The 18,104-nt window shown below is 33.2% G+C and carries 15 protein-coding genes and 1 tRNA gene; all 16 read left to right on the forward strand.

From position 1 onward, the window contains the following. Positions 1–34 precede the first annotated feature (34 nt). The 16 genes from FQU21_RS01550 to FQU21_RS01625 all read left to right on the forward strand — a co-directional run bounded on the left by FQU21_RS01550 (position 35) and on the right by FQU21_RS01625 (position 18,072). On the forward strand, positions 35–694 hold the full coding sequence (locus FQU21_RS01550) for a hypothetical protein (RefSeq protein ID WP_147676268.1): 660 nt from the start codon (positions 35–37) through the stop codon (positions 692–694). A 272-nt stretch (positions 695–966) separates the two neighbouring features. Next, complete coding sequence (gene mnmA, locus FQU21_RS01555; RefSeq protein ID WP_147676269.1) at positions 967–2,154, forward strand: tRNA 2-thiouridine(34) synthase MnmA; 1,188 nt, start codon at positions 967–969, stop codon at positions 2,152–2,154. A 24-nt stretch (positions 2,155–2,178) separates the two neighbouring features. Beyond that, positions 2,179–3,834, forward strand: a complete 1,656-nt coding sequence (locus FQU21_RS01560; RefSeq protein WP_147676270.1) for a S8 family serine peptidase — start codon at positions 2,179–2,181, stop codon at positions 3,832–3,834. Continuing rightward, complete coding sequence (locus FQU21_RS01565) at positions 3,834–4,781, forward strand: NAD(P)H-dependent flavin oxidoreductase (RefSeq protein ID WP_147676271.1); 948 nt, start codon at positions 3,834–3,836, stop codon at positions 4,779–4,781. Before FQU21_RS01560 ends, FQU21_RS01565 begins: the two co-directional genes overlap by 1 nt. 250 nt (positions 4,782–5,031) lie before the next feature. Further along, a complete protein-coding gene (locus FQU21_RS01570) occupies positions 5,032–6,483 on the forward strand; it encodes a tagaturonate reductase (protein ID WP_147676272.1) in 1,452 nt (483 codons plus the stop codon). A gap of 146 nt (positions 6,484–6,629) precedes the next feature. Beyond that, positions 6,630–7,760, forward strand: coding sequence for an efflux RND transporter periplasmic adaptor subunit (locus FQU21_RS01575; RefSeq protein WP_147676273.1), 1,131 nt, complete (start codon positions 6,630–6,632; stop codon positions 7,758–7,760). Continuing rightward, positions 7,760–10,957 carry an efflux RND transporter permease subunit gene (locus FQU21_RS01580; protein WP_147676274.1) on the forward strand — a complete coding sequence of 1,066 codons (3,198 nt, stop codon included), beginning with the start codon at positions 7,760–7,762 and terminating at the stop codon, positions 10,955–10,957. The genes FQU21_RS01575 and FQU21_RS01580 overlap by 1 nt, the downstream gene beginning before the upstream one ends. Beyond that, complete coding sequence (locus tag FQU21_RS01585) at positions 10,947–12,263, forward strand: TolC family protein (RefSeq protein WP_246124714.1); 1,317 nt, start codon at positions 10,947–10,949, stop codon at positions 12,261–12,263. The genes FQU21_RS01580 and FQU21_RS01585 overlap by 11 nt, the downstream gene beginning before the upstream one ends. A gap of 272 nt (positions 12,264–12,535) precedes the next feature. Beyond that, positions 12,536–12,608, forward strand: a tRNA-Met gene (locus tag FQU21_RS01590). 53 nt (positions 12,609–12,661) lie between these two features. Continuing rightward, on the forward strand, positions 12,662–14,026 hold the full coding sequence (locus FQU21_RS01595; RefSeq protein ID WP_147676276.1) for a tyrosine-type recombinase/integrase: 1,365 nt from the start codon (positions 12,662–12,664) through the stop codon (positions 14,024–14,026). Beyond that, positions 14,027–15,001 carry a hypothetical protein gene (locus FQU21_RS01600; protein ID WP_147676277.1) on the forward strand — a complete coding sequence of 325 codons (975 nt, stop codon included), beginning with the start codon at positions 14,027–14,029 and terminating at the stop codon, positions 14,999–15,001. A 116-nt stretch (positions 15,002–15,117) separates the two neighbouring features. After that, complete coding sequence (locus tag FQU21_RS01605; protein ID WP_147676278.1) at positions 15,118–15,375, forward strand: hypothetical protein; 258 nt, start codon at positions 15,118–15,120, stop codon at positions 15,373–15,375. Positions 15,376–15,380: 5 nt separating this feature from the next. Next, positions 15,381–15,893, forward strand: coding sequence for a hypothetical protein (locus tag FQU21_RS01610; RefSeq protein ID WP_147676279.1), 513 nt, complete (start codon positions 15,381–15,383; stop codon positions 15,891–15,893). Then, positions 15,886–16,932, forward strand: coding sequence for an AAA family ATPase (locus FQU21_RS01615; protein ID WP_147676572.1), 1,047 nt, complete (start codon positions 15,886–15,888; stop codon positions 16,930–16,932). The genes FQU21_RS01610 and FQU21_RS01615 overlap by 8 nt, the downstream gene beginning before the upstream one ends. 3 nt (positions 16,933–16,935) lie before the next feature. After that, positions 16,936–17,133 carry a hypothetical protein gene (locus tag FQU21_RS01620; RefSeq protein ID WP_147676280.1) on the forward strand — a complete coding sequence of 66 codons (198 nt, stop codon included), beginning with the start codon at positions 16,936–16,938 and terminating at the stop codon, positions 17,131–17,133. 63 nt (positions 17,134–17,196) lie between these two features. Further along, a complete protein-coding gene (locus FQU21_RS01625; RefSeq protein WP_147676281.1) occupies positions 17,197–18,072 on the forward strand; it encodes a DUF6371 domain-containing protein in 876 nt (291 codons plus the stop codon). The last annotated feature ends 32 nt before the right edge of the window (positions 18,073–18,104 follow it).

Genomic DNA, 18,104 nt, shown 5'->3' on the forward strand with positions numbered 1-18,104 from the left:
TCTAAATGATAGAACAACAGAAATATAAAAATTTATGAAAACTCTTTTAGTATTATTTTGTGTATTAAGTTTTAGCGTTTTACAAGCTCAGCCAGGAGGCGGAGGCGGACGACCAGGTGGAGGCCCTCCAGGAAGTAGTGGTATGGGAGATGGTGAACGTCCAGAAATGGTAGAATTTAATGCCGCTAAAGTAGCAGGTATTTTTAATTATGACGATGACGACGCGATTAAAAAACTTAAAATAAAGAAGAACGAAGCTGAGTTAAGACTAACCGTTAGAAAAGCTATTGAAAATTACAATAAAAAAGTTAACGACATTGCGCTTTTAAATAAAGATAATTTTGATACCTTGAATGTGTATGTCAATGCAAAAATGAAAGCGATGCAGGCGAGTAGAAGGGAAAGTGGTTTTAGAATGGAAAGCGGTGAGAGATTTACCGATTCTCAGGACCCGGATCGTGCTTTAATTCAATCTAAAATTGATCCTGCTAAAACCGAAGTAAAAGCGGCTGAAGCAAAATTAAATAAGGATTTAGAAGCTGTTTTAAGTGAAAAACAATACGCTAAATGGATGAAGTACCAAGCTTTTATTAAAGAAGAACAAAATCCACAACCAAAATCAAATCGCAATGGCAACTCAGGTATGTCTCGTGGGGGTAGACAAGGTGGCCCTCCAGGTGGAGGCATGCGCTAGTCAAGTATAAATAAAAACAAAAAAACGCTAAATTTATAAATTAAAGTTTAGCGTTTTTTTTTGTTTTAAATTTTGTCAAATTGGATGGTTTTTTGTTGCTTTTAAGTAAAGTTTATAGCTAGGAGTTTAAAGTTAGATTTCAATTTAAAAACGCATCAAAAACACTTATCTTTGTAAACTAATTTTTTTAATGCGACATAATTTTAAATTGATGTCAAAATACAAGTCATTCTGAAGTTATTTTAGGAATGATTTATCCAAAATAAAAACACATGCAAAGAGTTGTAATAGGGCTTTCAGGTGGTGTAGATTCCAGTGTAGCAGCATATTTATTAAAAGAACAAGGTTACGAGGTGATCGGGCTATTTATGAAAAATTGGCACGATGATACGGTAACCATTTCTAATGAATGCCCGTGGCTAGACGATAGTAACGATGCCATGCTGGTAGCCGAAAAACTAGGGATTCCTTTTCAAACGGTCGATTTAAGTGAGCAATACAAAGAACGTATTGTAGATTATATGTTTAATGAATATGAAAAGGGACGTACGCCAAATCCTGACGTGCTTTGTAACAGAGAAATTAAGTTCGATGTGTTTATGAAAATAGCCTTAGAACTAGGAGCCGATTTTGTTGCAACAGGGCATTATTGCCGAAAAGGAATTCTTGAAAAGGATGGTAAAGAAACCTATCAATTATTAGCTGGTGTAGATGGTAATAAAGATCAATCCTATTTTTTATGTCAATTATCGCAAGAGCAATTGGCAAAATCCTTATTTCCTATTGGAGAATTAACAAAACCCGAAGTTAGAGAAATTGCCACGGAATTAGATTTAGTAACAGCCGATAAAAAAGACTCACAAGGCCTTTGTTTTATAGGGAAAGTGAAGTTGCCCGATTTTCTTCAGCAACAGCTAAAACCAAAAGAAGGTGTTATTGTTGAAATTCCGAAGGAACAAGAAATCTATACCACAATCGATCAAAAATTCAATTCAAAAGAAGAAGAATTGGAATATTTATCACGTAAAATTAATTACAAAGTAGATTTAGGAAAGATAGTGGGCAAACATCAAGGGGCTCATTATTTCACAAAAGGTCAACGTAAAGGTTTAGGCGTTGGTGGTACAATAGAACCGCTATTTGTAATCGATACGGATGTTCATGAAAACGTGATTTATACAGGTCAAGGTAAGGAACATCCGGGCTTATATAAACGAGCACTTTTTGTTTCGAATGAAGAGCTGCATTGGGTTCGCGAAGATTTAGCTTTAAAAGATAATGAAACCATGATGGTTTTAGCACGTATTCGTTACCGTCAAAATCTTGAAAAAGCAACCTTGTATAAAGTGGAATCTGGTTTGTATGTCGAGTTTGAAAACATGCAATCGGCCATTACCGAAGGGCAGTTTGTTGCTTGGTATCATAAAGATGAGTTGTTAGGTTCCGGAGTAATTTCGTAACTTACAGTCTTAAATCTATTTATTATGGCAAAAGGATTACTTATTTTAATTTGTATTGGTTTTTCTTTTTCAATGTTTTCTCAAGAGGAAGATGCTTGGGTTTATTTTGTGGATAAAGAAGATGTAGCAAACAAAATAGCAAACCCGATTTCTATATTAACTCAAGAGGCTATTGATAGAAAAAATGATAAAGGTGTTGCTATAGACGAGCGTGATGTTGAGGTGAATGAAAACTACATTTCAGCGCTTAAGTCAGCTTCAGGGATTACTGTAAAAGCAAAATCGAAATGGTTTAATGCGGCTCATGTTCGTGGTACAGAAGCCGATATTAATAGCCTGTTTACAAATCAAGAAAGTTTAATAAGTCCGTCCAAAACCTTTATAGATCATATTGTTTTTGCCGATAATTCGGTGAGTGCTTTAAGTAAAAGTGCCATAGTAAAACAAAAATCTAAGTTAGAAACTGAGTTAACAGCGTTCACTTATGGTGATGCTCAAAATCAGATAGAAATGTTTAATGGCGATGATTTGCATCTCGATGATAAGACTGGGGGCGATATGGTTATCGCTATTTTAGACGCTGGTTTTCCTAATGTAAAAACCATGAGCGCCTTTCAAAAACTTAGAACCGATGGGCATTTACTTGATGGATATGATTTTGTAAATAGAGACATCGATGTTTATGCAAATGCGGTAAGTAATCACGGGACTTTAGTGTTAAGCACCATGGCGGGCTATGTAAATACGGAAACAGAAAAATTTGTAGGTTCAGCGCCAGATGCATCATATTATTTGTTTATTACTGAAGATGGATTATCGGAAAACCCCGTGGAAGAAAGCTATTGGGTAGAGGCTGCCGAACGTGCCGATAGTTTAGGTGTGGATATTATAAACACTTCCTTAGGATATTTTGATTACGACCCGAATACTAAATTCGATTATACCCAATCGGATATGGATGGCAATACCGCCTATATTACTAAAGGCGCTAATATTGCTTTTGAAAAAGGTATTTTAGTAGTCGCATCGGCAGGTAATTCTGGAAATACCGGAGTTGGCGCACCAGCCGATGCTGAAAACGTCTTATCTATTGGAGCTGTGGATGCTTTAGGGAATTATGCTTCTTTTAGTTCTATTGGCACCGCTTTTCAGCCGTCTCAAAAACCAGATGTTGTTGCACAAGGTAAAGGTAGTGCGGTAATTACGCAGTATAATGTTATTAGTAGTGCAGATGGTACTTCTTTTAGTTCCCCAATATTGGCTGGAGGTATTGCTTGTTTGTGGCAAGCCTTACCCGATTTGACAAATGCTGAAATTATGCAATTGGTACGGGAATCTGCGTCACTTTACAATAATCCGAATTATCAATTAGGGTATGGTATACCCGATTTAGCAAGCGCTTTAACGGCAGGAAAAATTTTAGAACACTCAAAATTAAAGGAGCGCATGAATGTGAGTGTTTTTCCTAATCCTGTAAGCGATAAATTAATTGTTAATTGGAACTCGAAAACTAGTGATGCCATAGGGTATTTATATAATGTTTTAGGTAAAATGATAGGTAGTTTTGTGCTTTCAAAAGGAGATAATGAAATTAATATGTCGGCACTCACTAAAGGTTTTTATGTGTTAAAAGTAGACGGGCAATCAACAAGTAATGCGTTTAAAATAGTTAAAGAATAATGTCAAATAAAATCACTCAACTTTTTAAAATTCAATACCCGATTATTCAAGCTGGTATGGTTTGGAATAGTGGTTGGCGATTAGCTTCTGCAGCAAGTAATGCCGGAATTTTAGGTTTAATAGGAGCTGGATCCATGCATCCTGAAGTATTACGCGAGCATATTCAGAAATGTAAAAAAGCAACAGACAAGCCTTTTGGAGTCAATGTTCCCATGTTGTATCCAAACATTGAAGAGATTATGAATATTTTAGTTGAAGAAGACGTGAAAATCGTGTTTACTTCAGCTGGAAATCCTAAAACTTGGACGAGGTGGTTACAAGAAAAAGGAATGGTTGTTGTCCATGTGGTAAGCTCGGTGAAATTTGCATTAAAAGCTCAGGAAGCAGGCGTCGATGCTATTGTTGCCGAAGGTTTTGAAGCCGGTGGGCATAATGGACGAGATGAAACCACGACCTTAACTTTAATTCCTATGGTTAGGGAACAAATTCATATTCCACTTATTGCAGCTGGAGGGATTGCTACTGGAAAAGCCATGTTGGCGACCATGATTTTAGGAGCAGACGGGGTTCAAATAGGAAGTCGTTTTGTGGCTAGTACAGAGAGTTCGGCACACCAAGCGTTTAAGCAAGTGGTTGTGGATGCTAAAGAAGGGGATACGCAATTAACTTTAAAAGAATTAGCGCCGGTAAGACTGGTAAAAAATTTATTTTATAATGAAGTGGAAGCCTTGTATAAAACAAGTCCAACTGTAGAAGAATTAAAAGCGCTACTAGGAAAAGGACGCGCCAAAAAAGGGATGTTTGAAGGCGACTTGGAAGCCGGGGAACTCGAAATTGGACAAATAGCAGGTTTAATTCACGATATAAAACCTACCGCTCAAATTGTTGACGATATTATCAGAGAATTTGAAGAAACGAAGGCTGGTATGCTTCATTTTTCATTTTAAAATACTTCCACATGTTTTCTTTTAGTAAGATTTCAAAATAACTATTAAGTTAGCCTTATCCGATATAGGATAAATAGGCTGGTTTTTGCAAAGTTCTATTTTTGTTTTATACGATAAATAAATCTAGCTTTGAATTTTAATTTTTCTTGATAGAACCGTTAAAAAAAATAGAGCAAGTAAAGATCATTCATTTAAATGTTTGAAGTAAAATGTTTAATAGACACGAATACGATATAATACTGTGGTAAACATGAAAAAATTAAATAGAATAACAGCAAATAAACCTGTAATGCAACCTGTGCGAGTTATGCAATTTGGTGGTGGTAATTTTCTAAGAGCCTTTTGCGACTGGATGTTTGATGTTTTAAATAAAACAACCGATTTTAATGGTAGTGTGGCAATTATAAAACCAACAGAACGCGGCGATTATACTGCGTTAAAATCTCAAGAAGGGTTGTTTCATGTGGCTTTAGATGGTATACGAGATGGAGCTTTGTTTTCAGAAATTAATTTGGTGGAATCTGTAAGTCAGGTTATTCAACCTTATAAAGAATGGGGAGCATACTTACAACTAGCAGAACAACCAGAAATCCGTTTTATTGTATCAAATACTACAGAATCGGGTATAATATTTTCTGAAATAGACAAACAAACTGATGCTCCTCCTAAAGAGTTTCCTGCAAAATTAACGTTGTGGTTGTTTCATCGATTTAATTATTTCAAAGGAGCTAAAGACAAGGGATGTGTGTTTTTACCTTGCGAATTAATAGAAAACAATGGCGATGTTTTAAAGGATACTATTATAAAATACGCAACATATTGGAAATTAGAACAGGAGTTTATAAACTGGATTGAAAATAGTAATGTGTTCTGCAGTACTTTGGTGGATAGAATAGTTTCTGGTTTTCCAGAAGATAGAAAAAAAACAATTGAAGCCAATACTGGATATAAAGATGAATTATTAGTCGCGGGCGAAGATTATCATAGTTGGGTGATTAAAGCACCAAATAATATTAAAGTAGAATTGCCATTTGAACGAACAAACTTGAATGTTCGGTTTGTGGATAATTTAACCAATTATAGAGAAATGAAAGTCCGTATTTTAAACGGGGCGCATACCGCTTTAGTGCCTGTTGGGTATTTAGCAGGTTTGCGTACGGTGAAGGATAGTATGGATGATGATGAGATTAGAAATCATGTACTTAAAGTGCTTTCTACGGAAGTGAAACCCACTTTGAAAAATTTCTCGAGTCAAGAGATTGATATATTTATTAATGCCGTAATTGATAGGTTTAAAAACCCAACATTAAAGCATTATCTTATAGCTATTTCCTTAAATAGTACGTCAAAATTTCAAGCACGTTTATTACCAGCGTTTAAAGAATATACTCAAAAATATGGTGTTTTTCCAAAGCGTATAGCTTTTTCATTAGCGTGTATGATTCGTTTTTATAAAGGAGAATTTAATGATGAAAACATCCCGTTAAATGATAACGTTCAGATTTTAGAATTTTTTGAGATCGAATGGGAGAAAGTACAAACTAAAAAACAAACTATAGTCGATTTAGTAACTCATGTTTTATCCAATGTTAATATAGTAGGAGAGGATTTAAGGGGGTATGATGGTTTGGTGAAATTTGTATCCGATAGTATTATAAATATTAATAAAATAGGAGTGAAGGGGTGCTTAGCTAAGTTATAAGGTTTTTGTTGTTTTTATTTGAACTCCTATTTATAAATGTTAAAAGTGCTATATATGCAAGTGTAAGCGCTTAATTTTATGTTTTTTTTAACTTTATTAGGAAGTGGTATTAGGTAATTTTGAGACTTATATTCAAAATTATAAACATGCGTAACATTATACTTTCGGGCATTGGGATTTTATTAATAATAGGTTCTGTTTTTTTTGCCAAAACACTTATAGCAAATAAATACAAGCCTAAACCTGTAAAGGCGAAAGTTGTAAAAACGGTGTTAACTGATACCGTAGTTAATAAAACCATCTCGATAGTAATACCTGCTAATGGCAGTTTAGTAGCTAAACGACGTGTGGAACTTTATGCTGAGGTTCAGGGTGTTTTTAAACCATCTAGTAAACTTTTTAAACCAGGGCAAAAATATAGCAAAGGACAAACTTTAATAGGTATAGATGCTGCGGAATATTATGCCAGTGTTCAGTCTGAAAAAAGTAATCTTTACAATGATATTGCGGCCATTATGCCAGATTTACGTTTAGATTTTCCTGATGTATTTCAAAAATGGCAAAATTACCTTAATAGTTTCGACTTAAAAAAAACTACGCCAGAATTACCTAAAATGACTTCCGATAAGGAAAATTATTTTATTACCGGTAGAGGTATCGTTTCTAGATATTATAATGTTAAAAATTTAGAACAGCGATTGTCTAAATATAATATCACGGCTCCCTTTTCTGGTATTTTAACCGAAGCGCTAGTAACCGAAGGAACTTTAATTAGAAGCGGACAAAAACTGGGCGAATTTATAGATCCTTCAATTTACGAAATGGAAGTGGCTTTAAGTAAAAGTTACGCTAGTTTACTAAAAGTTGGCGAGGAGGTAACTCTTAATAATTTGGATAAAACAGAAAGCTATATAGGTCACGTGTCTCGTGTTAATGGTAGTATTGATGCTACCACGCAAACCATAACCGCTTATATTGATGTTAAAAACGATACTTTAAAAGAAGGATTGTATTTAGAAGCGCACTTAAACGCTAAAGAAGAAGAAAATGCTATTGAAATAGATAGAAGTTTACTTTCTGAAAGTCAAGAAATTTTTATTGTTCGCGATAGTTTGTTGGATGTTATTTCGGCTAAACCGGTGTATTTCTCTGAGACCAAAGTGGTTTTAAAAAATGTGCCCGACGGTACGGTTATACTTAAAAAACCAGTGCCTGGTGCTTATGCAGGAATGTTAGTAAAACCTTTGAAAGAATCAGATAAAACCAGAGTTCAATAATGAGAAAATTAATTACTTATTTTATTCGGTATCACGTTGCTGTAAATATTTTTATTATAGCTTTTGTTGTTTTTGGTATTATTGGGATCCTATCGCTAAAATCTTCGTTTTTTCCTTTAACGGAATCTAAAATTATTAATGTTAATGTAACTTATCCAGGAGCATCACCACAGGAAATAGAAGAGGGTGTTGTGCTTAAAATTGAAGATAACCTTAAAGGTTTAAAAGGTATAGATCGCGTAACTTCCGTTTCAAAAGAAAACAGCGGCACTATTACTGTAGAAATTGAAAAAGGCGAAAATATAGATTTTATGCTTTTGGAGGTTAAAAATGCTGTAGATCGCGTGCCGTCTTTCCCAACGGGTATGGAGCCTTTAATTGTTGCAAAGCAAGAAGCAATAAGAGAAACTATTTCTTTCGCTTTAAGCGGAAAAGACATTCCTATGACTACGCTAAAACAGTTAGGGAGGCAGGTTGAAAATGATTTAAGAGCTATTGATGGCATTTCACAAATAACTGTTACAGGTTATCCTGAAGAAGAAATTGAAATAGCGGTTAATGAAACTAGTCTTTTGGCTTATAATATTAGTTTTTCCGATGTATCCAAAGCAGTAAGTGCTTCTAATATTTTGGTAACCGGAGGTAATATTAAAACAGATTCCGAAGAATATTTAATTCGTGCAAATAATAGATCGTATTACGGAAAAGAGCTTTCTAATATTATTGTAAAAGCTTCTGGTGATGGTAAAGTAGTGCGTTTACGGGATGTTGCTGTTATTCGCGATCGATTTTCCGAAACGCCAAACGCCACTTATTTTAATGGGGAGTTAGCAGTAAATATTGCGGTAACAAGTACTAATAATGAAGATTTAATTTCTTCAGCCGATAAGGTTAAAGATTATATAGAAGGGTATAACCAAAGTCATAACAATGTAAAACTTCATGTCGTTAGAGACTTATCGATTACCTTAAATCAGCGTACGCAATTATTAACCGAGAATGCTATTGCTGGGATGATTTTAGTGTTAGTTTTCTTATCCTTATTTTTAAATACACGTTTAGCATTTTGGGTAGCATTTGGTTTACCTATTTCATTTTTAGGAATGTTTGTTTTTGCTGGCCAGTTTGATGTGACTATTAATATTCTATCTCTTTTCGGAATGATTATCGTTATCGGTATTTTGGTAGATGATGGTATTGTAATTGCTGAAAATATTTATCAGCATTACGAAAAAGGAAAAACACCAATACAAGCGGCTATTGATGGGACTATGGAAGTACTACCACCTGTCGTTTCAGCTATTATAACCACCCTTTTAGCGTTTTCATTATTCTTATTTTTAGATAGTAGAATTGGTGAGTTTTTTAGCGAAGTTTCAGTTATCGTAATACTTACCTTAGTGGTTTCTTTAGTTGAAGCATTAATAATTTTACCTGCCCATTTAGCCCATTCCAAAGCATTGCATAAGGAAACACCTGATGAAAATCCTTCGAGGCTAAAACAATTTTTCTCTAAAATGCGAGGCATTAATAGGCTGGGCGATCGGTTTATGGTGTTTTTACGCGATAAGGTTTACAGTCCATCTTTAGATTTTGTTTTAAAATATAAAACGCTATCTATTGGTTTTTTTATAGCGTTATTAATACTCACATTCGGTTCTATTGGAGGAGGAATTATTGGGGTAACTATTTTTCCTTCTGTTGCCAGCGATCGTATTTCTGTAGAATTGGATATGCCAAATGGTACCAACGTAAAAATTACAGATTCTATTATTTCTATGATTCAAGAAAAATCATATATTGTCAATAAAGAACTTACCGAGGAGTATTTAAAAGGTACGGATAAGGAATTGTTTGAGAATACCATTCTGTCAATAACAAGTTCGTCTAGCGCAAGTTTACAAATTAATATGTTGCCTGGAGAAGAACGACCAGATGCTATAAACGCAAGTTTAGTGACCAATAAATTACGTGAAGCCGTTGGGCCTGTTATTGGAACCGAACGCTTAATTTTTGGATCTGGAGGTAATTTTGGTGGGAGCCCTGTTTCGGTATCGCTATTAAGCAATAATATTAACGAATTAAAGGCCGCAAAATTAGAACTAAAAGCCGTTTTAAATACCAATCCTTTACTAAAAGATGTTGAGGATAATGATCCTGCTGGCATTAAAGAAATTCGTTTAGAATTAAAAGAAAGTGCTTATTTATTAGGTTTAGATTTACAAACGGTGATGTCGCAAGTAAGGTCTGGTTTTTTTGGAGCACAAGCGCAACGTTTTCAACGCGGACAAGATGAAATTAAAGTTTGGGTGCGTTATGATTTATCCAATAGGCAATCGATAAACAATCTCGATGATATGCGTATTGTTACACCTACCGGTGAACGCGTAACCTTAAAAGATATAGCAAATTATACTATTGAAAGAGGCGATGTGGCTATAAACCATTTAGAAGGACAACGGGAAATTCAAGTTTCGGCAGATTTAAAAGATCCAAGCTCTAGTGCCACCGATATTATTGATGATATTCGTGCCAATGTTATACCTGGAATTCAATCGAAATATCCTACGATTTCAGCGTCTTTCGAGGGGCAAAATAGAGAAGCTTCCAAGTTGTCAAATTCTTTAAAAAATGCAGGGATTCCTATTTTATGCTTAATATATATCACTATTGCTTTTACGTTTAGAAGTTATAGTCAACCGCTTTTACTTTTAATTTTAGTTCCTTTTAGTTTAACTGCCGTAGCTTGGGGACATTGGATGTTAGGCTTTCCGGTGAACGTATTATCACTTTTAGGAATTATTGCTTTAATTGGGATTATGGTAAACGATGGTTTGGTGTTGATTGGGAAATTTAATTCCAATTTAAAACAAGGTATGCCCTTTGATTTAGCGCTTTCCGATGCCGGTAAATCGAGGTTTAGAGCTATTTTCTTAACCTCTGTGACTACCATTGCAGGTTTGGCGCCATTATTATTAGAAAAGAGTAGGCAAGCCCAATTTTTAAAACCTATGGCCATTTCAATTTCCTTCGGAATAGCTTATGCGACTATTTTAACTCTTTTAGTGTTACCATTATTTTTATCATTTAGTAATAGTATTAAAAAGAACGGAAAGTGGTTATTAACAGGAAATAAAGTAACCAAAGAAGAAGTAGAACGTGCCATTAAGGAACAAAATGAAGCCTATGAAGATTAAATTTGTTTTTTTTAGTATAATAGTAATGTCGCAAACAGTTGGTTTTGCGCAAGACATGATAACTCCAGAAAAGGCTGTTCGTTTGGCTTTAGAGAATAATCATGGTATTAAATTAGCAAATACCGATGTGGATATTGCTGAAAATAATGCCGATATTTTAAATTCAGGATATCTGCCAACGGTATCAGGTAGTGCTGGTGCAAACTATAATTTAGATGATACAGAAGTAGGTTTTTCAGACGGAACCGATAGAATTTTAAATGGCGCAGAGAGTTCTAGTTATAATGCATCGGTGGGTTTAGATTACACGTTGTTTGATGGTTTAGGACGTTCCTATCAATACAAACAAAATAAAGAAGCCAAACAACTTACCGAACTACAAGCTCGAGAAACTATTGAAAACACTATTGTACAGCTGTTTAGTATATATTATAATGTAGCGGAACTTATTGAAAATAAAGAAGCGGTTATGCAAACATTAACTATTTCTAAAGATAGATTAAAACGAGCTGAATATCAATTTGATTACGGGCAAAGCACAAAATTGGCAAGTCTTAATGCCGAAGTTGATATTAATACAGACAGTATTAGTTTAATGAATACCGTTCAACAATTAAACAATGCCAAACGTGATTTAAATTTTGTTTTAGGAAATGCCATACCTCAAAATTTCACCATTGATACCAACGTAGATTTTAATACCCTTTATGATAAAAATGAACTTTTAGAAAAAGCCAAAACTAATAATATTAGTGTTTTACAGGTAAATAAAAATATTGATATTAATACTTTAGGAATAAAAACGGAAACATCGGCTTATTTACCAACCGTTGGATTAACCGGAAGTTATGGCTGGAATAAAAATAATAATAACGGGGCTTCTTTCGCGGCGTATTCTATAAATACAGGAATTTCAGCAGGTTTAAATTTACGATGGAATTTGTTCGATGGCGGAAGTACTATAACAAGAGTTAGAAACGCTAAAATTAATTTAGAAGCGCAAAATATTCTTAAAGAACAACTTTTAGTTTCTGTAGTTCGTGATTTTAATAATGCCTGGGATAATTATGAAAATAAGTTAGGTATTTATAAACTTCAAGAACATAACATTAAAACAGCTCAGAATAATTTTGATAGAACTCAGGAAAAATTCAAACTAGGTCAAGTAAATTCTATTGAGTTTAGACAAGCACAGCTTAATTTATTAAATGCAGAGTTAAGCCGAAATCAGGCAAAATACTTAGCTAAAATAGCCGAAATGGAAATGCTACAAATTTGTGGAGAACTTTTAAATGTTAGTTTTTAGTACTATTTATAGCAATAAGGTTTAATTAGTATTGGGGTTTTCTGTTGAAATTGATGAATTCGGGAATTCAGATTTGTTTTTGTGGACAGGGAACAGTCAGGTTCTAAGAGCATTAGTAATTAGTTTGATTTATTCCTTAAAAAAAAGCTGTAAAATCTATAAAAAGATTGTATATTTGCACTCGAAATAATTGGGTCGGCATTATGAACCGAAAGCCTGTGCTCAACTTGATTGAGCATCACTAAGCTAAGTCCATTATTTCAAGATTACATCGCGGGATAGAGCAGTAGGTAGCTCGTCGGGCTCATAACCCGAAGGTCACTGGTTCGAGTCCAGTTCCCGCTACTAAGCTTAAAGTTAATAAAACTAACGGATTGTGTCTCACAATCCGTTTTTTTATGTCTTCTATTTTCTTACTTTTACAAAAAGTACACGAAAACGTACACGATTTTCCTATGAAGGTAAACTTTTCAGATCCTAAAATTTATACAGGAGGCGTTGACATTAGATCTTGGTCAAAGCTTACTAAAAAAGAGAAAAAATCAGCTCTAGCTAAACCATGGTACGTATACTACTCTTTTCGTAATCCAAAAACAAATAGATTAGAACGCCAAACCAATATTAAGGGAGGTGTAAATAAATATACTGATAAACGATCGCGACATCATATTTTAAAAATGATGGTAAAAAGTTTGTCTATTGTTTTGGAAGAAGGTTTTAATCCTTATCAAGATAATAGCGAGTTAACTGATTATTTAAAGAGAAGATTAGAAGGCAAGCAAGAGTCTACTAATAAAAAGCCTAATGAAGTTCATGCTCCTGTATTAAGTATTGAGCCTACTGTTGTACCAATTCAAGAGTCGTCAATAAGTATTGGTGAAGCTTTTGAGCTTGCTTTAAGTCTCAAAAGTAAAGTTCTGAACCCTAACTCATTTGTTAAGTTTAGAAGTCGTATCACGAGATTTAAAAAATGGTTAGACTTAAACGACATAAAGGGAGGAAAGTCCATGACGTTAATCAATAAAAAAACGGTAATACAATATTTGAATGATGTATTACTAAATTCTAGCCCTAGAAATAGAAATAATACGCGTACAGATTTAGCGTCTTTTTATCAAATTTTGGAAGATAATGAAGTGATACAAGAAAACTTTGTTAAAAAAATTAATGTTTTAAAAGCAAAACCAGAAAGAAATAAGACTTATACTCCTAAACAGCAAGCAGATATTTTTAGGTACATGAAAGAGGAAGATCCTTTGTTGCTTTTGTTTGTTAAATTTGTGTGTTACAATTTTTTGCGCCCAATAGAAGTCTGTAGACTTAAAATTGGTGATATTGATTTAGTTGATAAGAAGCTATACGTGAAAGCTAAAAATCAACCTGTAAAAATTAAAATAATCCCCAATATATTAATTAAAGAAATACCCGACTTGTCCAGTTTTAGTAAAGATGATTTTCTTTTTACAGATACTCAAATAGGTGGAGCTTGGGAGACAACAGAAACCAATAAAAGGGATTTTTATACAAAAAAATATAAAAAGGTTAAAGATCACTTTGGTTTGGGGGTAAATTATGGGTTATATAGCTTTAGACATACTTTTATAACTAAACTATATAGAGAAATGGCTAAGACAGCCTCTCCTTTTGAAGTAAAAAGTAAATTGCAATTAATAACTGGTCACTCTACAATGAAAGCGCTTGAACAATATCTTCGAGATATTGATGCAGCACTTCCTAATGACTATTCAAAACTCTTAAATTAAATGGACTCCAAATATTTTGGGATTATTACGGACGCAGATTTTATTAATAAAGAAGCCATTGATCAAGATAGCTATTTGGTTGAAAAAAATCTTTTTAGAATGAAAAAGGTGTTAAAATTATCAGCAAAACTTGATGGTTTAAACATAGGTCAAATAGCGGCGAGAGGATGTATGCAGAATATGGTTGATGAATGTAAACCTGCTGAAGAATTACTTAAAGATATATACCTCTTTCTTACCGCTGTCTATAAAAGTGTTATTAATGGGGTGTCATACAGTTTTTTTAGTGATTTTGATAAATTGACTTATGGAAGGCAGAAGGAAGATGCTTGCCAATATGCTGCAGATCGGTTTAGAAACATATTTGAATCAATATGTCCTATGCAATATCAAATTTTAAAAAAGGATCTTAATGGGGTAGTTCGACTAGGAAGTGTTTTTAAGTCTTTAAAAAATCGGCAAGATATGGCTGTTTTTGATTTAGAAAAAGAGCGTAATTTAGTTATTCAATTCTTGACGGGTAATAGATCTTATTTCAATCGAGAATTATTTGAAACTAACAACACTGTTGTGGATATTGTTAACTTCGAAGGTCATTTAATTACTTTATTGACTCTAAATAATGAATATAAATTTGAAAAGGAAAACTGTTTTTCTCCTAAATCAGGAGTAGATTTGCTCTATGAAGCATTTGAAGGTAAAATGGAAATAGATGTTCTTCGGTTTATAGATGTTTGTATTAATGAAATTAGAGATAAGCATTATTCTTATTTGGTAGCCTTATTTTTTAGTCTAAAGAATCTTCATAAAATTCATGTTATTGAAAAAGTTTTTCGGGAAGAAATCGTAAAACATTATAAAATCAAAAAATTGGGGGATTTAAAAGTATCTGATTTGAGCAATCAGGAATATAAAAAAAGACTGGATTTTTATACAAAAAAATGGGAGGAATTTTCAAAATCAGAAGGGGTGTAAGTATTATTACCCTAATCTTTAGGTTTTTACCCTGAATTACCCTGAATTACCCTTTTTAATTACTTGATACAGAGTCATAATAGGTTTTAATTGTAAAAAATTAAAAATCTATTATAATGATGTATTTAAATTTAAGTTTTAAAAAATTAAATCGTGTTATCTGTTCATCAGATAACTTAATACGATTATCTACAAAAGAAGAGGCGCTTAAAGCGAATTACAAGAATACCTCTAAGAAAAAATTTCAGAAAGAACTTATCTCTTTACTAGAGTCTTTTGAAATTACCAACATTATAGAGTATCCATTTTCTAAGTTTAGAAACAGCGTTAGGTTTAAAAAATCTGATGATGCTAATTATTCACTTAAAAGCTAAAAATTATGGATGCAAAAATAAATATTAGAATCGATGAAGCTGTAAAACATCAGCTTGAAGAATTAGCTACTCTAAAACACATGAGTTTATCTGTGTATTTAAGACATTTACTTACTAATCATGTTAGTGATGATAGTTTTGAAGTTGACTATCTTAATTTGCCAAAATCGATAGATGTAGGTCCAACTGAAGATACTTTAGAGAAGATATATGAGCAGTCATTTGATTTTACGTATCTACTCACATGGCTTTTTAGCAAGTATATGCAGCCAGTTGAAACTAATAGTAGTCATGTTATTAGGAAATTAAAATATAAAGTCGAACTCGTTATTTCGGAAAGTTCGTTTTCTCAAGAATTAAAGCTTGAGTTCTTAAAAGTCTTAAGTGATATTAATAGATTTCTAGTTGAGCCTAGTTATGAAAACAAACATTTCCTTTTTTCTATTCCTAATAACCATTTGTCATTTGATTACAACAGATTGATGAATGAAATATGGTCTGTTAAATGTTATGGCTAAAAAAAATAAACAGAAGTTCTGTGATGAAATTAAAAAGGAAATCCAGAACCGAGAAGTGATATTGAACAATAAAAAAGCAGAAAGCGGGTGTCTTATTGTTAAAACTGCTAATCAGTGGATTGATGAAGCCAAAAATCGTCCTATTCCAAATATGCTTTTTAGTCAGTTTTGGCATGAAAACGAACTCTGTATTCTATATGCAGATACTAATATCGGTAAGTCTATTTTGGCAGTGCAAATAGCCGATAGCTTAAGTCGAGGGGTGGCAATTCCAGGGTTTATTAATGAATGTCCTCCTAAAATAGTATTGTATTTAGATTTTGAGCTTTCAGATAAACAGTTTGAGAACCGATATTCAGATAACTACCAAAATCATTATTATTTTGAAACTAAGTTTTTAAGGGCAGAGATAAATGCTGAGGCAGATATTCCAAAAGAATACCATGGTATTGAAGATTTTTTGACTAAATCCCTTGAAAGTAAAATTCTTGAAAATAAGGCAGATGTAGTTATCATTGATAATTTAACCTTTTTGAAAAGCGATAACGAGCGAGCAAAAGATGCTTTAGTACTCATGAAGCTTTTAAAACAACTTACTAAGAAGAGTAATGTGTCAATATTAGTATTGGCACATACACCTAAACGTGATGCCTCAAAACCAATAACTAAAAATGATTTAGCAGGGAGTAAAATGTTAATGAATTTTTGTGATAGCTCTTTTGCTATTGGAGGAAGTGCTTTGAGTCCCTCGTTAAGGTACTTATTGCAGGTAAAACAGAGAAATACAGAGCACGTGTTTCACAATGAAAATGTGATTGTTTGTGAGTTAAAAAAGGAGTATAACTTTTTGTCTTTCGGTTTTGTTGAGTATGGATCAGAAAAAGAGCATTTAAAGCAGTCTGTTTATAATGATGTATCAGAACGTGATGAGTTAATGAAAGATTTAATTAGTCAAGGTATGTCCAACGTTAAAATTGGAGAAGAGCTTGGGCTGTCTGAAGGAGCTATTAGAAAACGTAAAAAAGCCTTAGGTCTGTAATCCATGAATGCCAACGATGTATATAATATAGCAAGTGCGCTTCCTAAAGAGGAGTTAGCAAGGCTATGTAATATGCTCGAAATTAAAACACAACCTAAAAAAAGTATAAAAAGAAAAGGAAAGCCATTACCAAATTTTACGGAGGAAGATGGTATTAGATATTTATTAGATCATCATTTTAATAAAATAAAAACTCCTTAAACGTACCTCGTACCATTCGTACTTAATTAGAGGTACGAGTGGTACGAACCATAATTTTTCAAAATGAATTATAAATACACTTTAGATAAAAGCAGTAAAAAACACAAATGTCCATTTTGCGGCAAGAAAACTTTTGTACGGTATATAAATGTGGAAACTAATACTTACCTAAATAAGGATATAAGTAGGTGTGATAGAGAAAGTAAATGTCAATACCATAAGTCACCAAAAGGAAATCAGCCTTTAGTTAATTGTAATACGCATGTTGTACAGCAATTACCATCGTCTCACAACGAATCGGTTTTAGGCGCTTATGGTAGAAACTATACTAATAATAATTTTATAAGTTATTTATTAAAGTATTTTGCACCCGTAGATGTAAAACATGCCATAAAAAAATATTTTATAGGTACGAGTAATCATTGGAGTGGAGCTACAATATTTTGGCAAGTGGATGAACAAATGAATATTTGTGCAGGTAAAGTCATGTTGTATGACAATATTACTGGTAAAAGAGTTAAAAAACCATATCCACACATCAATTGGATGCATAAGGTATTACAAGTAAAAGGCTTTGTATTGCAGCAATGTCTGTTTGGATTACATAATTTATGCGATTACGATAATAGTTATACAATTTGTATTGTAGAGTCCGAGAAAACAGCTATAATTATGAGTGTATTGTTTCCTCATTGTCTATGGCTAGCTACAGGATCTAAAGCTAATCTAAAAGAAAAACTATTAAGACCATTAAAAGAATATAATATTATTGTATTTCCTGATAAAACGGAGTTTGATGATTGGAATAAAAAAGTACAGGTGTTAGAAAAAGATGATTTTATCATAAGTTGTAGTGATTTTCTAGAAGACAAGAATCTTGAAGAAGGTGGTGATTTGGTGGATATGTTTCAGAAAATGGAGTCTGTAAGAAACATTTAAATATAATTACGTAAAACCGTAAGCTTAAATTG

Source organism: Algibacter pacificus (assembly GCF_008033385.1).
Lineage (GTDB): Bacteria > Bacteroidota > Bacteroidia > Flavobacteriales > Flavobacteriaceae > Algibacter > Algibacter pacificus.

Coding starts and splice junctions, on each gene's coding strand:
- FQU21_RS01550 (WP_147676268.1), top strand. CDS start 35: ATGAAAACTCTTTTAGTATTATTTTGTGTATTAAGTTTTAGCGTTTTA.
- mnmA (WP_147676269.1), top strand. CDS start 967: ATGCAAAGAGTTGTAATAGGGCTTTCAGGTGGTGTAGATTCCAGTGTA.
- FQU21_RS01560 (WP_147676270.1), top strand. CDS start 2,179: ATGGCAAAAGGATTACTTATTTTAATTTGTATTGGTTTTTCTTTTTCA.
- FQU21_RS01565 (WP_147676271.1), top strand. CDS start 3,834: ATGTCAAATAAAATCACTCAACTTTTTAAAATTCAATACCCGATTATT.
- FQU21_RS01570 (WP_147676272.1), top strand. CDS start 5,032: ATGAAAAAATTAAATAGAATAACAGCAAATAAACCTGTAATGCAACCT.
- FQU21_RS01575 (WP_147676273.1), top strand. CDS start 6,630: ATGCGTAACATTATACTTTCGGGCATTGGGATTTTATTAATAATAGGT.
- FQU21_RS01580 (WP_147676274.1), top strand. CDS start 7,760: ATGAGAAAATTAATTACTTATTTTATTCGGTATCACGTTGCTGTAAAT.
- FQU21_RS01585 (WP_246124714.1), top strand. CDS start 10,947: ATGAAGATTAAATTTGTTTTTTTTAGTATAATAGTAATGTCGCAAACA.
- FQU21_RS01595 (WP_147676276.1), top strand. CDS start 12,662: ATGTCTTCTATTTTCTTACTTTTACAAAAAGTACACGAAAACGTACAC.
- FQU21_RS01600 (WP_147676277.1), top strand. CDS start 14,027: ATGGACTCCAAATATTTTGGGATTATTACGGACGCAGATTTTATTAAT.
- FQU21_RS01605 (WP_147676278.1), top strand. CDS start 15,118: ATGATGTATTTAAATTTAAGTTTTAAAAAATTAAATCGTGTTATCTGT.
- FQU21_RS01610 (WP_147676279.1), top strand. CDS start 15,381: ATGGATGCAAAAATAAATATTAGAATCGATGAAGCTGTAAAACATCAG.
- FQU21_RS01615 (WP_147676572.1), top strand. CDS start 15,886: ATGGCTAAAAAAAATAAACAGAAGTTCTGTGATGAAATTAAAAAGGAA.
- FQU21_RS01620 (WP_147676280.1), top strand. CDS start 16,936: ATGAATGCCAACGATGTATATAATATAGCAAGTGCGCTTCCTAAAGAG.
- FQU21_RS01625 (WP_147676281.1), top strand. CDS start 17,197: ATGAATTATAAATACACTTTAGATAAAAGCAGTAAAAAACACAAATGT.